At 43.7% G+C, this 16516-nt stretch carries 14 protein-coding genes; 13 read left to right on the top strand and 1 reads right to left on the bottom strand.

Annotation, left to right across the window (positions count from 1 at the left end):
* Positions 1–67: 67 nt before the first annotated feature.
* From BMX84_RS00170 to BMX84_RS00150, 5 genes are all read left to right on the top strand, one after another.
* The gene (locus tag BMX84_RS00170) at positions 68–310 is read left to right on the top strand and encodes a DUF896 family protein (RefSeq protein WP_091485735.1); all 243 of its coding nucleotides are present in this window, start codon (positions 68–70) and stop codon (positions 308–310) included.
* A gap of 112 nt (positions 311–422) precedes the next feature.
* The gene (gene tkt / locus BMX84_RS00165) at positions 423–2423 is read left to right on the top strand and encodes a transketolase (RefSeq protein ID WP_091485732.1); all 2001 of its coding nucleotides are present in this window, start codon (positions 423–425) and stop codon (positions 2421–2423) included.
* Positions 2424–2658: 235 nt separating this feature from the next.
* The gene (locus tag BMX84_RS00160; protein WP_091485730.1) at positions 2659–2904 is read left to right on the top strand and encodes a YneF family protein; all 246 of its coding nucleotides are present in this window, start codon (positions 2659–2661) and stop codon (positions 2902–2904) included.
* 111 nt (positions 2905–3015) lie between these two features.
* The gene (locus BMX84_RS00155; RefSeq protein WP_091485727.1) at positions 3016–4767 is read left to right on the top strand and encodes an ABC transporter ATP-binding protein; all 1752 of its coding nucleotides are present in this window, start codon (positions 3016–3018) and stop codon (positions 4765–4767) included.
* Positions 4767–6560, top strand: coding sequence for an ABC transporter ATP-binding protein (locus BMX84_RS00150; protein ID WP_177165401.1), 1794 nt, complete (start codon positions 4767–4769; stop codon positions 6558–6560). Before BMX84_RS00155 ends, BMX84_RS00150 begins: the two co-directional genes overlap by 1 nt.
* Positions 6561–7541: 981 nt before the next feature.
* Here the strand turns inward: BMX84_RS00150 and BMX84_RS00140 are convergent.
* On the bottom strand, positions 7542–8129 hold the full coding sequence (locus tag BMX84_RS00140) for a lysophospholipid acyltransferase family protein (RefSeq protein WP_091485722.1): 588 nt from the start codon (positions 8127–8129) through the stop codon (positions 7542–7544).
* A gap of 238 nt (positions 8130–8367) precedes the next feature.
* Between BMX84_RS00140 and rpsB the strand changes: the two genes are divergently transcribed.
* From rpsB to BMX84_RS00100, 8 genes are all read left to right on the top strand, one after another.
* A complete protein-coding gene (gene rpsB / locus BMX84_RS00135; RefSeq protein ID WP_091485719.1) occupies positions 8368–9126 on the top strand; it encodes a 30S ribosomal protein S2 in 759 nt (252 codons plus the stop codon).
* Between the two features lie 49 nt (positions 9127–9175).
* Positions 9176–10057 carry a translation elongation factor Ts gene (tsf, locus tag BMX84_RS00130; RefSeq protein ID WP_091485717.1) on the top strand — a complete coding sequence of 294 codons (882 nt, stop codon included), beginning with the start codon at positions 9176–9178 and terminating at the stop codon, positions 10055–10057.
* Positions 10058–10193: 136 nt separating this feature from the next.
* Positions 10194–10919, top strand: a complete 726-nt coding sequence (gene pyrH / locus BMX84_RS00125; protein ID WP_091485714.1) for a UMP kinase — start codon at positions 10194–10196, stop codon at positions 10917–10919.
* A complete protein-coding gene (frr, locus tag BMX84_RS00120) occupies positions 10919–11476 on the top strand; it encodes a ribosome recycling factor (RefSeq protein ID WP_091485711.1) in 558 nt (185 codons plus the stop codon). The genes pyrH and frr overlap by 1 nt, the downstream gene beginning before the upstream one ends.
* Before the next feature lie 409 nt (positions 11477–11885).
* Entirely contained in the window at positions 11886–12608 is a 723-nt protein-coding gene (uppS, locus tag BMX84_RS00115) for an undecaprenyl pyrophosphate synthase (protein WP_091485709.1), read from the top strand.
* Between the two features lie 24 nt (positions 12609–12632).
* A complete protein-coding gene (locus tag BMX84_RS00110) occupies positions 12633–13412 on the top strand; it encodes a phosphatidate cytidylyltransferase (RefSeq protein WP_091485706.1) in 780 nt (259 codons plus the stop codon).
* A 22-nt stretch (positions 13413–13434) separates the two neighbouring features.
* Entirely contained in the window at positions 13435–14700 is a 1266-nt protein-coding gene (gene rseP, locus BMX84_RS00105) for an RIP metalloprotease RseP (protein WP_177165415.1), read from the top strand.
* A 25-nt stretch (positions 14701–14725) separates the two neighbouring features.
* Positions 14726–16444, top strand: a complete 1719-nt coding sequence (locus BMX84_RS00100; RefSeq protein WP_091485701.1) for a proline--tRNA ligase — start codon at positions 14726–14728, stop codon at positions 16442–16444.
* Positions 16445–16516: the final 72 nt, after the last annotated feature.

Raw genomic sequence — 16516 nt, 5'->3', positions numbered from 1 at the left:
TATTGTCACAAATGGTATGATAGGTAATGTGAGAAATAAATGACTTAAATGGTGTAAGGAGGATAACATGCTTGAGAAACAAAAGCTCGACCGCATCAATGAATTAGTAAGAAAAGAGCGCAATGACGGCTTAACTGATGAGGAAAAGCAGGAACAAAAAGGTTTAAGAGACGAGTACATCAAAGCGTTCCGTTCTGGTATGAGAAACCATATAGAAGGCATGAAAATAGTAGATCCTGACGGAAACGATGTGACTCCTGATAAAGTGAAGGAAATCCAGAAAGATAAAGGCCTTCACGATCGTGGGTGAACGCCACTTACGTTTTCTTCTATTGATAGAGTTTACATTGAAATGAAAGCGTAATGATAGTACACTAATATAGTGAGTTTAAATTTTAAACAAACGGAAGGAATGAAGTTCATTGTTCGATAAAACCGATCAAATGGCAGTCGATACGATTCGTACATTAAGTATCGATGGCGTACAGAAAGCAAATTCAGGTCACCCGGGGTTACCTATGGGGGCAGCACCAATGGCGTATACATTATGGACACGTCACTTGAATGTCAATCCTAAAAACCCGAGATGGTTCGACCGTGACCGTTTCGTATTAAGTGCAGGACACGGTTCTATGATGCTTTACAGCTTGCTTCACTTGTCTGGCTACAAGGTCAGTGTTGACGATCTTAAAAATTTCCGTCAACTTGAAGGCAATACACCAGGGCACCCAGAAGTACATGTCACAGACGGCGTGGAAGCAACAACTGGACCGCTTGGACAAGGTATCGCGAATGCGGTAGGTATGGCAATGGCTGAAGCACACTTATCAGCTACTTACAATAAAGAGGGCCATTCTATCGTCGACCATTACACCTATGCATTATGTGGAGACGGCGATCTTCAGGAAGGTGTATCTCAAGAAGCTGCATCTCTTGCCGGACACCTTAAGTTGGGTAAACTGGTTATGTTATACGATTCCAACGACATTCAGCTGGACGGACCAACATCTAAGGCTTTCACGGAAGATGTCGGCCAACGCTTTGAAGCTTATGGCTGGGAACATATCTTAGTCGAAGATGGCAACGATCTGGACGCTATCGACAAAGCGATCACAAAAGCAAAAGAATCAACAGACAAACCAACCTTGATCGAAATCAAAACAGTTATCGGCTTCGGAGCGCCCAACGCTGGAACACATAATGTCCACGGTGCACCATTAGGACCTGAAGGCGTTGAAGCAGCTAAAAAAGCTTACGGATGGGAAGGCGAAGATTTCTTCGTCCCTGAAGAAGTAGCTAAACGCTTTAAAGAGCACATGATCGATAAAGGCGATAAACTTGAATCAGAATGGAACAAAAAGCTTGAAGACTATCGCAATACCCATTCAGATCTAGCTGCCCAGTTTGAAGATTCATTGTCTGGTAAATTACCAGAGAACTGGGATAAAGAACTGCCAGTCTTTTCAGAAGGCGACGGGGCTGCTGCTACACGTTCAACAAGTGGTGAAGTGTTGAATGCCATCGCTAAAGCTGTTCCTAACCTATGGGGCGGATCTGCCGACTTGTCTGGATCTAACAAAACAACCATCGACGGTGTTGAAGATTTCCAGGCTGGACAATATGAAGGACGCAACATCTGGTACGGTGTACGTGAATTTGCCATGGCTGCTGCCTTAAATGGTATCATGCTGCATGGAGGGACTAAATCTTACGTCTCAACATTCTTCGTATTCACTGACTACTTGAGACCAGCTGTCCGTTTAGCTGCCTTATCAGAAATCCCAGCTATTTATGTCATGACACATGACTCTATTGCTGTAGGTGAAGACGGTCCGACACACGAGCCTGTCGAACAGCTTTCAAGTTTCCGCGGCATGCACAACTTATCTGTTGTGAGACCTGCTGACGGCAACGAAGTAGCAGCTGCATGGGAAGTTGCACTGACTTCACAAAGCAGACCAACCATGCTTGTGTTGACTCGTCAAAATCTTCCAGTCCTTGCCGGTTCAAAAGAATTGGCTAGAGAGAACCTTAAAAAAGGTGCCTACGTCCTGTCACCAGCTGACAAAGAAACACCGGACGGCATCCTGATCGCGACTGGGTCAGAAGTTTCATTGGCAATGGATGCTCAAAAAGAGCTTAAAGCACAAGGCAAAGACGTATCAGTCGTCTCAATGCCAAGTTTCGACTTGTTTGAAGATCAGTCTGACGAGTATAAAGAGTCAGTTCTTCCAAGTGCTGTTAAAAATCGTGTAGCGATCGAAATGGGCTCATCATTCGGCTGGCATAAATATGTCAAAGATGCCGGTAAAGTGATGGCTATAGATAAATTCGGTGCCAGTGGTAACGGCGAAGCAGTTGTTGAAGCTTACGGCTTTACACCTGAGAACGTTGTGAACACTTTTCTATCTTTAAACAGCTAAATCGTTCAAATACTGAATAAAGATCTGGAAAACTTCCTTTCAATTTCTTAATTGAAAGGAAGTTTTTTAAAAATCAAATCTTGAATCAAACGTATAATATACACTAAATTACGTTTATAGGTTTATTTTTCCATGTTAATTGTGTAAAATAGTTCAGTGAGCAGTTTTATTGGAATGTATAAAACGGGCGACAGGTTTATTAGTAACAAGTAATAGCTGAGAGGAGTGAATATGTATGGATATGTGGTTAGCGATAGTATTAATTTTATTGGCACTGATCGGTGGACTTGCTGGTGGATTCTTCATTGCCAGAAAATATATGATGGACTACTTTGAGAAAAATCCTCCTATCGATGAAAACATGCTGCGCATGATGATGATGCAGATGGGTCAGAAACCTTCTGAAAGAAAAATCAATCAGATGATGAGCCAGATGAAGACGCAACAGAAAAGTAAAAGTACAAAAAACAAAAAGAAATAGGTTGAATTGACGGACAGATAGCCTGTCCGTTCAACTTTAACCCAATATGACATATTGTCACATTGAAGAATGTAACCGGTAGAAAAATGTAAAATGTGGGAGATTAGAATTATGGATATATTTAAACGGTTAGGATGGTTTTTCAAACAAGAGAAAAAATCCTATTTATTAGGGGTCGCAGGTTTAATGATCGTGGCTGTTCTGCAGCTGATACCGCCTCGGATTATCGGGATCGTGGTAGATGAGATCGAGACAGATGTCTTGACTGAACAATCATTATTGCAGTGGATGCTCATTTTGACTTCTACAGCTGTGCTTCAGTATATTTTGCGGTACATGTGGCGTGTGAATATATGGGGGAATGCCGCCAAGCTGGAACAAATAGTCAGAAAACAGTTATACGACCATTTTACAAACATGGATAATACATTTTTCCAGAAATACAGAGCCGGCGATTTAATGGCGCATGCAACCAACGACTTGCGTGGACTGCGCATGGTCGCCGGTGGGGGAGTCCTGACGATGGCAGATGCCATAAGCGTAGGGCTGACAACGCTTTTGGCTATGCTGTTCGTCGTTGACTGGCGTCTGACACTGATCGCCGTCATTCCTTTGCCATTTCTGGCACTGACGTCACGTATTCTAGGCCAGCGTCTGCACTTGCGGTTTAGGGATGCTCAAGCTGCCTTTTCTCAGTTGAATGATAAAGTCCAGGAAAGCATTCAAGGGATCAAAGTCATGAAGACGTTTGGTCAGGAAAAGGAAGATGTCGAGAAATTCGAGAATCAGACGGATAATGTCGTTTTGAAAAACAAAGCAGTTTATAAAATCGATTCGCTTTTTGACCCGGCTATCACGCTGATCATGGGGCTCTCTTATGTCCTGACGATCATTGTCGGTGGATACCTTATTATGGGAGATGAAATTTCTATCGGTGATTTTGTCACCTTCATCAATTATATCGGTATGCTGGTCTGGCCGATGTTCGCTATCGGACGTTTGTTCAACATCATCGAACGCGGATCGGCAAGCTATGACCGTATTGAAAATCTTTTAAGAGAAGACAGTGCGATCAATGAAAGACAAGGGGCGATCGATGAACCTATTTCAGGCACACTTTCATTCGATATCGAAGCTTTCAGTTATCCGGACGACGAAATGGTTGCTCTGCATCATGTGTCATTCAATATCGAACAGGGGCAGACTTTAGGGATCGTCGGTAAAACCGGTGCCGGCAAAACGTCGATCATGAAACTGCTCCTGCGCGAATATGATAACTATAAAGGAACGATCCGTTATGGCGGGTACGATATCAAGGATTACACACTTGATGCTCTTTTAAAACAGATCGGTTATGTCCCACAGGATAACTATCTCTTTTCGACAACGATCAGAGAAAACATCCGCTTTGCTGATCCGACATTGTCCCAGGAAGCTGTCGAAGCAGCTGCTAAACTGGCTGATATTCATGACGATATCATGGAATTGCCAGAAGGCTATGATACCGAAGTAGGAGAACGAGGCGTCTCTCTTTCTGGCGGTCAAAAACAGCGTATTTCCATTGCGCGCGCCATTCTGATCAACCCTGAGCTCATGATCCTGGATGATTCATTATCTGCAGTGGATGCCAAAACCGAGGAGTCGATTTTATCGGGCTTGAAAGAGATCCGGGAAGGTCAGACAACGATCATTGCGGCGCACCGGATCAGTTCCGTCATGCATGCCGAAGAAATCATCGTTATAGAGAAGGGCACGATCATCGAGCGAGGCACGCACAGCGAACTGCTTGCTCATGGCGGCTGGTATGAAGATATGTATAATCAGCAGCAGCTGGAACGTAAACTGGAAGGAGAGGATTACTAATGATGGAACAGAAAGAGTTGTCAGTTAGACGATCCATACCTTTCAAAGAGCAGATGCATATCCTGAAACGCATCATGACCTTCGGCAAGCCATATAAGAAGCAGTTTGCTGTTGCTATCTTTTTCAGTGTCGCTCTTGCTATATCGACAGCTGCACTACCGCGTATCATTCAGCTGTTTATCGACAATCATTTGACGACAGGCGATTTGTCACTTTCGATCATTCTAACCTTTGCAGGGCTGCACTTTGGTGTGACGCTGATCCGGTTGACTGTCTGGTATCTGGAATTGTATCTTTTCAATATGGCTTCAGAGAAAACGGTCCAGAACATCCGTAATCAGCTTTTTGAAAAGCTTCATACACTGGGGATGCGCTTCTTTGACCAGACCTCGACAGGCTGGCTCATCACGCGTGTCACTAATGATACGGAAGCGATGAAAGATTTCTGGAATGTCTTTTTGAACATCATGCAGGGAGTCTTTGGTGTCGTCATTTCATTAGGAGCGATGTTCCTCTTGGATGTGACCGTGACACTTTGGATCCTGATTTTTGCACCGGTATTACTCATCGTGATACGTATCTATCAGGTTTACAGTTCAAAGACATACAGTGAAATGAAGTCGAAACTGAGTCTGCTGAATACGAAGCTGGCTGAGACGATCAATGGGATCTCGATCATCCAGCAGTTCCGTCAGGAGAAACGTCTTCAGAAGGAATTCGAGGAGACGAACCAGTCTTACTTTGATTCGCGTTTTTCAATGACGAAAATCAATGCCCTGCTTTTGAGCCCGGTCATCAATCTGCTTTATACCTTGTCAGTCGTCGTTATTTTGACGATTTTTGGGCTAGAAGCACTGACGGGTCCGGTCGAAGTCGGGATCATTTATGCATTCACGACTTACGCCAACAACTTTTTCCGGCCGCTGACACGCCTTATGGACAGCATGAGCTTGTTCCAGGACGGTATCGTTTCAAGCAGCCGGATCTTGACGGTCATGGACAATGAGCAGTATGCACCGGCGCAACTGGATAAGGAAGACGCGCATATCGAAGAAGGAAAAATTGAATTCAAGAATGTATCATTTTCTTATGATGGCAAGAACAACGTACTGAAAAATATTTCCTTCACCGTCAATCCAGGCGAGACCATCGCTCTGGTCGGCCATACGGGAAGCGGGAAGTCTTCCATCATCAATGTACTGATGCGTTTCTACGATTTTGATGAAGGGGAAGTCCTGATCGACGGCAGATCGATCAAAGAGTTTCCCATGCGTGAACTGCGTCAGCGTACCGGACTCGTCCTTCAGGATTCCTTCCTTTTCTACGGAACAATCAAAGATAATATCCGTTTGCTGAATGAATCGATCACCGACAGAGAAATCATTGAGGCGGCACGTTTCGTTCAGGCAGATAAATTTATCGAAGAACTTCCGGGACAGTATGATGCCAAAGTGGTCGAACGTGGAGCCAGCTTCTCAAGTGGACAGAAGCAGCTGATCTCGTTTGCCAGTACGATCGTCAGAGATCCGAAGATCCTTATACTGGATGAAGCGACGGCCAATATCGATACGGAAACCGAAGCACTCATTCAAGAAGGTCTACAGCGAATGAGAAAAGGGCGTACCACAGTTGCGATCGCTCACAGATTGTCGACGATCAGAGATGCTGATCAGATCCTCGTACTGGATAACGGACATATCATTGAACGCGGCACACATGATGAGCTCATCGATAGCGGTGGACAATATAAAGACATGTACGAACTTCAGAATCTTGGGTTACAGACACAATAAAAGAATAAGAACGCATGACTGCAGCGGAACGTCATCTTAGGATGAACGTTCCGCTGCTTTTTTGCTGGTTCTGAAGTTCAGACGGCAAAGTGAGCAGGATTTATTGGATGACTTTGTCTTTTTATGCTCGGAATGACAGTGTCAGGCGTCGAATGTTGCCGAGCTTGTCATTCTAAGCTTGAAATGACCAGGTGGAGAAGGAAAATATTTTGAGCCGGTCATTTTGAATCAGAAATGGCAGAGTCATGGTTAAAATATTTTTGAGCTTGTCATTTTGGAATAAATATGACAGAGTCGAGGATGGGAGTCATGATGAGCTTGTCATCGTACCCCTGAAATGACAAGCCCAGAGTGAAACTATTCCTGACTGTGCTATTTTGCGTCAAGAATGGCACAGTCAGGAATAAAGCTTAGATGAGCTTGTCATTTTATGCTGCAAATGACAAAGTCATCGCCGGAAATCTGACGAGCTGGTCATATAAAGAGGGGGGAGTGATGAAAAGTGTCAAATCAAAGAGATACTGTGAGCGGGTGCAACATCATGAAGCAGAATATGTTCACTCATGGTTCAGACGCTTACCGAGCACGACATTCTGAAGAGGAAACTGCTCACTGATGAGAGTAGTGGTCCGTGAGTACGACAATCGGAAGCAAAAACTGTTTACTGGATAGAGGTGTGGTCTGTGAGCACGACATTCTGAAGAGGAAACTGTTCACTGGGGGGAGTCGTGGTTCGTGGGTGCGACATCATGAAGCAGAAAGTGTTCACTCATGGTTCAGATGCTTACCTAGCACGACATTTGAGAGCGGAATCTGTTCACTGATGAGTGTAGTGGTCCGTGAGCGAACAATACCGTCATAAATAGAAGGAAATACTGATATATAGCGCAACGATCGTTTCATTATTTCAGCATAAATGAACCTTTATAATGAAACAGGCTGACGCAGCAGCGCCAGCCTGTTCTGATCAAGTATAAGATTCTAGTTTCGGTCGAGTTCTTCAAACGCCTGCTGGATCTTTTCAGAATAGTATGCGTTCGTGTCTTTAATGCCTTCGACTTTACGTTCCACATAGAAAGGCTCGCCGATACGGACAACAGCTTTTTTACGTTTCACCAAGTCACTGAAGGTTAAAGGACCGCTGTATACAGCAGGGACGATCGGTTTCTTGCTCAACTTGGCTATAGTCACGGCGCCACCTTTCAGTTCATTTGAATGCCGAGTGCCGCTTGGGAAGATAAGCAATCCCAGATCGGTTTCTTTTAAGGATTTGACAGGGGTTTTGATGGCGCTTGGGCCGGGATTGTCTCTATCGACCGGGAAAGCATTCATGTGCGTAATGATCCATCTGAAAACTGGATTCTTGAACAGTTCTTTTTTGGCCATGACACTGAACTGCTTGGGCGTGGTCGCCAGAACAAGATAGACCGGATCGATCCATGAACGATGTGGGGCGATTAAAATGTAATTGTCATCCTGTGGGAGGTTCTCTTTGCCGATCACCTTAAACTTGCCATTCAGTATCCAGACAAGTACCAGAATGATACTGCGTACAAATGAGAAAAACATAGTCGTCACTTCCTTTTCATATTTCTTCTAATAGTATGCGATAGGTTAGTCGAATTAGCAAGATTTTTTTAACACTTTATTGCATTATGCTGATGAATGTTGTATACTTAATGGCGGTGCATAACGCACTGATTTCACACCTTGACCGATGCCTTGAATGGTGCTCTGTATGCCATGGAGTGTTCAGGCAGATGACGTCAGGGGAGGAAAATACAAAAACCAAATGGAGGAATGACAAATGGCAGTAGTATCAATGAAACAATTATTAGAATCAGGGGTACATTTCGGACACCAGACTAGACGCTGGAACCCTAAAATGAAACCTTTCATCTTTACAGAAAGAAACGGTATTTACATCATCGACTTGCAGAAAACTGTTAAGCTGATCGACAAAGCTTACAACTATGTACGCGAAGTTGCAGAAGATGGCGGAACTGTTCTTTTTGTAGGAACTAAAAAACAAGCTCAAGATGCGATCAAAGAAGAAGCACAAAGAGCCGGCGCTTTCTACATCAACCACCGTTGGTTGGGTGGAACGTTAACTAACTGGGACACGATCCAAAGACGTATCAAACGTTTGAAAGATTTAGAAAAAATGGAAGAAGACGGAACATTCGAAGTCTTACCTAAAAAAGAAGTTGGTCTATTGATCAAAGAACGTGACCGCTTAGACAAATTCTTAGGCGGAATCAAAGACATGCCTGGCAAACCAGATGTCTTGTTCGTTGTAGATCCTCGTAAAGAACACATTGCAGTTAAAGAAGCTCAAAAATTGAACATTCCTATCGTTGCAATGGTAGATACAAACTGTGATCCAGATGATATCGATGTCATCATCCCTTCAAACGACGACGCTATCCGTGCAGTTAAATTATTAACTAAAACAATGGCTGACGCTGTTATCGAAGGTAACCAGGGAGAAGAAGGCTTTGAAGAAGAAGCTAAATCTGATTCTTTAGATGAAATCGTTGAAGTTGTAGAAGGCGACAACGAATAATTTAAACTTACAGGTTAGAATCATAATCTACTGAGGAGGAAGAAAAATAGTGGCAAATATTAAAGCGGCTCAAGTTAAAGAATTACGTGATAAAACAGGCGTAGGTATGATGGATGCGAAAAAAGCATTAGTGGAAACTGATGGCGATATGGACGCAGCTGTTGACTACCTAAGAGAAAAAGGCGTTTCTAAAGCAGCTAAAAAAGCAGACCGTATTGCGGCTGAAGGATTAGCAAACATTCACGTTGAAGGTAATGTTGCAGCGATCGCTGAAATCAACTCTGAAACGGACTTCGTTTCTAAAAACGATAAATTCCAGAACCTAGTTAAAGGTATCACTAAAACAGTGGCACAGGAAAACCCTGCTTCTGTTGAAGATGCTTTGAAACTGGAAATGAATGGTGAAACGATCCAGGACACGATCACTGAAGCAACAACAACGATCGGTGAAAAAATCACTTTCCGTCGTTTTGCAGTCGTTGAAAAAACAGACAACGATGTGTTTGGTGACTACGAGCACATGGGTGGACGTATCACTGTGTTGACTGTATTAGAAGGCGCTGACGAAGAAGTAGCACGTAACGTTGCCATGCACGTTGCAGCTATCAATCCTAAATACATTACACGTGAAGATGTAGCTCAAGAAGACAGAGATCACGAATTAAGTGTATTGACTGAACAAGCTAAAAATGAAGGCAAACCAGCAAACATCGTTGAAAAAATGGTTCAGGGACGTTTGAACAAATGGTTGGCTGAGGTAAGCTTGGTCGATCAGCCTTACGTTAAAAATCCTGACTTGACAGTTGGAGAATACTTGAAAGAGAACAACTCTTCAATCAAATCATTCATCCGCTATGAAGTCGGAGAAGGAATTGAAAAACGTTCTGAAGACTTCGCTGCTGAAGTACAAAGTCAATTAGGTAAAAAATAAGAAGAGTAAAGCAGGGATAGTTAACTATCCCTGCTTTTTTTTAGAGTGATAACGCTATGATTGTAAGATTTATTAATGACGCTACCTGTTAAATATGGTAAAATTATTGTGTATGAATGATGGAGGGAAAGATTTTATGGATGAGCCGAAATACAAACGCGTTATATTGAAACTAAGTGGTGAAGCACTTGCTGGTGATACCGGATTTGGTATACAACCACCAACCATTCACGAAATTTGTCAGGAAATTAAAGAAGTACATGAACTGGGCATTGAGATAGCTATCGTAGTGGGTGGCGGAAATATCTGGCGCGGTCATGTTGGGGCAGAGATGGGAATGGAACGTTCTCAGGCAGATTATATGGGAATGATCGCTACGATCATGAACGGACTGGCACTGCAGGATTCTCTTGAAAACATTGGTGTACCTACACGTGTACAGACATCGATCGAAATGCGTCAGGTCGCAGAACCTTATATCAGAAGAAAAGCATTGAGACATCTGGAAAAAGGCAGAGTCGTGATTTTTGCCGGAGGAACGGGAAGCCCGTACTTCTCTACAGATACAACGGCGGCACTCAGAGCTGCTGAAATGCAGGCGGATGTCATCATGATGGCTAAGAACAATGTGGATGGGGTCTATTCTTCGGATCCGAACATCGATGTCGATGCCGTTAAATATGAGGAACTGACTTATCTCGATATTATAAATAAATCACTTCAGGTCATGGATACAACGGCTTCATCATTAAGCATGGACAATGATATCCCTCTAGTCGTATTCAAGTTGAATGAAAAAGGAAATATCAAGCGTGTTGTTCTGGGAGAAACGATCGGAACAACTGTCAGGAGGAAAAAATAATGACACAGGAAATTTTGAAAGAAACACAGGCACGTATGAAACAATCAGAACAGGCTTATATTAGAGAATTAGGTTCGATCAGAGCCGGGCGCGCTAATCCAAGTTTGTTGAACCGTGTAAATGTCGAGTATTATGGGGCACCGACACCACTTAACCAGCTGGCACAGATTTCTGTTCCTGAGCCTCGTGTGCTTCTGATCACGCCTTACGATAAAAGTGCTTTAGGTAACATTGAAAAAGCGATCAACCAGTCGGATGTCGGTATTCCACCTTCCAATGACGGGAACGTTATCAGATTAGTTGTTCCTGCGCTGACTGCAGAACGCCGTAGAGAAATTGCCAAGCAAGTGGGCAAAGAAGCTGAAAATGCAAAAATCGCGGTACGTAACATTCGTCGTGACGCCATGGATTCACTTAAAAAAGCAGAAAAATCGGGCGATCTGACTGAAGATGATCTTCGCCAGTATGAAGAGGAAGTTCAGAAACTGACAGATGCAAGTGTCAAAGCTATCGACAAATTATCTTCCGAAAAAGAAAAAGAAATTATTGAAGGTTAAGATCGAAGGTTAAAAAAGTAAGGAGAGTAGCACAGGGAAACTTAACAGAATGCCCGTTCAAGGTGTCATTCTCTAAGTTTATGAGCTTACTCTCCTTTTTCTTCTTTTTGATTACAGTTTATCGATGATGTATTTATTGACGAGTTTAGTGACAACAGCCGTCACAACTAAACCCATCAGGTATTTACTTATACGTTTCATGTGGGCGTTCCTCCCTTTATAAACTTTTTAAAACGACAATATTTCTACATATAGTATAGCAAACCAGCCTTTTCTGATAAACTATTAGGATCAGGACGGTTTATTCTTATATAATATTTAATGGTAATTCATGCTTTTTTTTACTACAATAGAAGAGATGTCACAGACTTTAGGAGGTATGGTGCAGTTAGTCTAAGCACCGATTATTATGAGTGAACAAGAAAAAAACATTCCAGATCACGTTGCAGTCATTATGGATGGCAATGGCAGATGGGCTCAAAAGCAAGGGAAGCCTAGAAAGTTTGGACATGAAGAAGGTATGGAAGCGATACGCAGAGTAACGATGCGTGCGAGTGAACGAGGAGTAAAAGTGCTCACGCTATATGCTTTTTCAACTGAAAACTGGAAAAGGCCTCCTCAGGAAGTTCATTTTCTCATGCAGCTGCCTATCCGCTTCTTTGACCGTTTCGTACCTGAACTGCAGGAAAAAAATGTTAAAGTGAATATGATCGGGTTTGAAGAAAAAGTTCCTCATTCTACTAAGAAAGCGATCAGCAGAGCAATGGATCAGACCAAAGACAATACAGGAATGGTACTGAACTTTGCCTTCAACTATGGTGGACGAGCTGAAATCGTCGAGGCGACACAGGCTCTGTGCCAGAAGGTTTTGAATAAAGAAATCTCCTGCAGTGATATTTCTGAAGAACGCATTGAAGAACATTTATTTACACGATCGATCGCTCCATACCAGAATGTTGATTTGCTCATCAGAAGCAGCGGCGAACAGAGGTTAAGTAATTTTCTACTGTGGCAGAATGCCTACAGTGAATTTTATTTTACAAACTTACTGTGGCCTGACTTCGATGGTGAAGTTTTTGATCAGGCTATCCTGGAATACCAGAAAAGACAAAGACGATACGGAGCAATTTAACATACAGAAAGCTGAGGATTGCATATGTTTACTAGAGTCATTACAGCGCTCATAGCTGTAGCACTGTTTATACCATTGATATGGATTGGGTCATGGCCGCTTGTTATCGGAATGGCCATACTAGCTGTCATTGGTCTTTCAGAATTTCTTCACATGAAAAAAATGAAAATGTCTTCACCCCCTGCGGTACTTTCTTTGATCGGCGTAGCCCTTATGGTTCTCTCTATTTACTTTCCGATCCTCTTTGCAGTGGAAGTATTCTCGCGGATCATTATTTTAACCATGGTGCTGCTCTTTTTATATTCACTCGCTTTTCAGGAAACGACCACAAAGGATGTCGCAGAGATGATCCTGATGATGATCTATATTGGGATAGGCTTTTATGCCTTTGTCTCATTGAGACTCACTAATGTATCCCTGCTCGTTCTGATCCTGCTGGTCATCTGGGCAACCGACTCCGGAGCCTACCTGATCGGCAGAAAAATAGGCAGAACAAAACTGGCTCCAGCAATCTCCCCCAATAAAACGGTGGAAGGTGCGCTGGGAGGTACGGTATTGGCGTCAGTGCTGGTCTTCATTTTTCTTCAGTACTTCCCTCAGTCAGAACATGTCTTTGCTACATTTTTACTGATGGTCGTAATATCCATTACTGGACAAGTTGGAGATCTACTTGAATCCAAGATAAAAAGAGAGTACCATACTAAGGATTCCGGCACGATATTGCCGGGACATGGAGGCATACTCGATCGTTTTGACAGTCTGCTCCTTGTTTTGAATGTGTTGTTTATTCTTGGTGTCGTATGATCTATAAAGGAGTTTTGATATGATTCAAAATATTTTAGCATTTATTTTAGTTTTTGGGATCATCGTAGTGGTGCATGAGTTCGGGCATTTTTATTTTGCCAAGCGAGCCGGCATACTTGTACGTGAATTTGCGATCGGTTTCGGACCGAAACTTTTTTATCACAGAAAAGGGGAGACGACCTATACTGTGCGCATGCTGCCGGTCGGCGGGTATGTCAGAATGGCCGGTTATGAAGAAGAGGCCGATCTGAGACCCGGGATGGCTGTCCAGCTGTCACTTGATGCAGAGGACAATGTTGAAAAAATAGACATTCAGGGCTCTGACGAATCGGTCGATTCAGTGCCTGTTGAAGTTTCCTCTTTTGACTTTGATGAAAAAATGTATCTGACGGGACGAGTCGGCATGGATACAGAAGAAACCACCTTCAATGTCAATCGCGATGCCCTGCTGGTGGAAAAAGACGGAACGATCCTACAGATCGCGCCTAAAGACAGACAGTTCCAGAGTGCCTCGTTGCCTAACCGCATGCTGACGAACTTTGCAGGTCCATTGAATAACTTTATATTAGCTATTGTTGCTTTTACACTCTTGGCTTTTGTTCAGGGCGGTGTACGCTCGGACGAAGCTAGGTTCGGGAATGTGGAAGAAAATACCCCTGCGGCCGAAGCTGGCGTCGAAACAGGAGATAGAGTCTTGTCTATAGATGGTCAGGACGTCGATTCCTGGAATGAAATGGTCATGATCATTCAGGAGAATCCGAACGAAGAACTTTCCTTTACCCTGGAAACTGAAGAAGGTGACGTCTATGAAGAGACGATCGTGCCTTCAGGGGTGGAGGTAGAAGGAGACACCGTTGGAAGGATCGGAGTAGAAGCCTACATGGAAGACGATTTCGGAGCCAAACTGACTTATGGTTTCACTGAGACCTTCTTTATCATCAGTCAGATCTTTACGCTGCTTGCGTCCTTCTTTACCGGAGGGTTCAGTGTCGATCAGCTTGGTGGTCCTGTTGCGATCTATGCTACGACAGAACAGGTCGTGCAGGCTGGAACCGTTGGACTGATCAGCTGGCTGGGCTTTTTAAGTGTCAATCTAGGCATTATGAATCTTCTGCCGATACCGGCTTTAGATGGCGGCAAGTTGTTACTCAATATTATCGAAGGCGTCCGTAAAAAGCCTTTGAGTCAGGAAAAAGAGGGTTATATCACATTGGTGGGCGTTTTATTCCTGCTTATCCTCATGCTGCTTGTCACATGGAATGATATACAGACATTCTTTTTAAATTAATCATTGAAGGAGATATCAGTTTATAATGAAGCAGTCAAAATTATTCGCACCTACATTAAGAGATGTTCCAAATGATGCTGAGGTCATCAGTCATCAGTTACTATTACGCGCGGGGTATATCCGTCAGCTGTCATCAGGTATCTACAGTTATCTGCCGCTGGCCAACCGCGTACTGGAAAAAATCAAAACGATCATTCGGGAAGAACTCGATGCGATCGACGGGGCTGAAATGCTGCTGCCGGCTTTACTGCCTGCAGACTTATGGAAAGAATCAGGCCGTTATGAGACCTATGGCGAAGATCTGATCAAGTTAAAGGACCGCCACGAACGGGATTTCATCCTCGGTCCGACACACGAAGAAACCTTTGCCAAGCTGATCAGTGAAGAAATCAAATCTTACAAAAAACTGCCGCTGCTCTTGTACCAGTTTCAGACGAAATACCGTGATGAAAAGCGTCCGCGTTTTGGTCTGATGCGAGGAAGAGAATTTATCATGAAGGATGCTTATACCTTCCATGACAGTTATGAGAGTCTAGCTGACTCTTATGATGCGATCGCTCAGGCATATACGAACTCATTTACGAGACTTGGACTGGATTTCCGAGCCATCATCGGTGATGCAGGGGCGATGGGCGGGAGAGACTCCATTGAATTCATGGCACTGGCTGACGCCGGGGAAGATACCGTCGTCTATTCCGATTCAACGGATTATGCTGCGAACCTGGAAATGGCTGCCAGTTATTATAAAAAATCACCCAAAACAGATGTCCAGCTGGAACTTAAAGAAGTGGACACACCTGACACAAAAACGATCGAAGAAGTTTCTGACTACCTGAAAGTGGCTAAGGAAAAAATCTTCAAAAGTGTGTTATATATGGCTGACAAGGAGACCCCTGTTCTGGCCATCGTACCTGGAGATCAGGAAGTCAATGATGTGAAGCTGCGCATTGCTCTTGATGCTGAAGAAGTCGAACCGGCTACTGAAGAAGAGATCGAAAGTAAATTTAAATCGTACCCTGGCTACGTCGGACCTGTAGGCTTGGATAAAGAAGTCAAGATCGTTGCTGATCTTCATGTTCAGGACATGGTCAATGGTGTCACTGGAGCCAACAAGGAAGACATGCACTACACGAATGTCAATACGGATAGAGATTTTACCGTCGACACTTATGCGGACATCCGCGTCGTTAAAGAAGGCGATCCGGCTCCTGACAACAAAGGGACTCTTCGTTTCACTAAAGGAATCGAGATCGGACACATCTTCAAGCTGGGCACACGCTACAGCGATGCCATGAATGCGACTGTACTGGATAACAACGGCAGACAGACCTCTGTCATCATGGGAAGTTATGGTATCGGCGTGAGCCGTCTGTTGTCGGCCATCGCAGAGCAGTATGCTGATGACAAAGGTCTCGTATGGCCATCTGCTGTCGCACCGTTTGACGTGCATATCATCCCTGTCCAGGTCAAGAAAGCAGAACAGATGGATCTGGCTCAAAAGCTGACTAAACAGTTCGAGGAACGCGGCTACTCTGTACTGATCGATGACCGCAAAGAGCGCCCCGGCGTCAAGTTCACGGATGCTGAACTGATCGGGATCCCCGTACAGATCACTGTCGGTAAAAAAGCTTCAGAAGGTATTGTTGAAGTAACGATTAGAGAATCTGGAGAGATGGTCGAAACGAAAGTGGATGATCTATTCCATACCGTCGAGATCCTGACTTCCAGTACAAACCAGAAATAAGCAAAGAGAGAACTGAGGCATTTTATGTCTCAGTTTTCTATGCTATTATCTTAAGACGAGCGAAGACTTTAG

The organism is Alkalibacterium putridalgicola (genome assembly GCF_900109825.1).
Classification (GTDB): Bacteria; Bacillota; Bacilli; order Lactobacillales; family Carnobacteriaceae_A; genus Alkalibacterium; species Alkalibacterium putridalgicola.
This window is presented reverse-complemented; position numbering and strand designations above follow the sequence as displayed.

Excerpts from the sequence above, each read along its gene's own strand:
- BMX84_RS00170 (WP_091485735.1), top strand. The coding sequence starts at position 68 with ATGCTTGAGAAACAAAAGCTCGACCGCATCAATGAATTAGTAAGAAAA.
- BMX84_RS00160 (WP_091485730.1), top strand. The coding sequence starts at position 2,659 with ATGGATATGTGGTTAGCGATAGTATTAATTTTATTGGCACTGATCGGT.
- BMX84_RS00155 (WP_091485727.1), top strand. The coding sequence starts at position 3,016 with ATGGATATATTTAAACGGTTAGGATGGTTTTTCAAACAAGAGAAAAAA.
- BMX84_RS00150 (WP_177165401.1), top strand. The coding sequence starts at position 4,767 with ATGATGGAACAGAAAGAGTTGTCAGTTAGACGATCCATACCTTTCAAA.
- BMX84_RS00140 (WP_091485722.1), bottom strand. The coding sequence starts at position 8,129 with ATGTTTTTCTCATTTGTACGCAGTATCATTCTGGTACTTGTCTGGATA.
- rpsB (WP_091485719.1), top strand. The coding sequence starts at position 8,368 with ATGGCAGTAGTATCAATGAAACAATTATTAGAATCAGGGGTACATTTC.
- pyrH (WP_091485714.1), top strand. The coding sequence starts at position 10,194 with ATGGATGAGCCGAAATACAAACGCGTTATATTGAAACTAAGTGGTGAA.
- frr (WP_091485711.1), top strand. The coding sequence starts at position 10,919 with ATGACACAGGAAATTTTGAAAGAAACACAGGCACGTATGAAACAATCA.
- uppS (WP_091485709.1), top strand. The coding sequence starts at position 11,886 with ATGAGTGAACAAGAAAAAAACATTCCAGATCACGTTGCAGTCATTATG.
- BMX84_RS00110 (WP_091485706.1), top strand. The coding sequence starts at position 12,633 with ATGTTTACTAGAGTCATTACAGCGCTCATAGCTGTAGCACTGTTTATA.
- BMX84_RS00100 (WP_091485701.1), top strand. The coding sequence starts at position 14,726 with ATGAAGCAGTCAAAATTATTCGCACCTACATTAAGAGATGTTCCAAAT.